Genomic DNA, 441 nt, shown 5'->3' with positions numbered 1-441 from the left:
GTAAAGAACCACTCAAGATGGCCATCCTCCATCGTCTCAATAWCGTTCGGCTTAGTCACATATTTTGTGACCTCATCAACAGACTCAAGAGTTCCCGCATCCTTAACAATGCACGACATCCTCTCACGAACATCAGCAAGAAAATCCTGCCAGCCGTTCCCCTTCAAATACGGCAGATCAAAGAGGATATTCATATGCATGTTAAGGGTTTCATGATCCTCATTATGAGTGAACTCAGTCCCCCTGAAATACAGATTTGAACCATATTTTTGATTGAGCCAACGGAAGCAAGCAGAGATCTTGCGTGTCCATTTCCTCTGCTCCGCCTTGAGGTCATAATATATGCGGACGTTCTCACAGCAGGTGATAACCATGAACCGCAGATACTTCCCCTAATTCGGGAGAATGTTATCAATCCAATAGGGCAGCTCTTTCCTCAAC

1 protein-coding gene is annotated in these 441 nt (G+C 45.0%); it reads right to left on the bottom strand.

The window, feature by feature from the left end; genetic code table 11:
• On the bottom strand, nt 1-374 hold a 374-nt coding region (locus KP705_RS17810), incomplete at its 3' end, for a hypothetical protein (RefSeq protein ID WP_215765249.1).
• Nucleotides 375-441: the final 67 nt, after the last annotated feature.

This window comes from Gluconobacter sp. P1D12_c (genome assembly GCF_018812105.1).
In the GTDB taxonomy this organism is placed as follows: domain Bacteria; phylum Pseudomonadota; class Alphaproteobacteria; order Acetobacterales; family Acetobacteraceae; genus Gluconobacter; species Gluconobacter oxydans_A.
The sequence above is the reverse complement of the archived record's forward strand: the minus strand, read 5'-3'. Positions and strand labels throughout refer to the sequence as shown.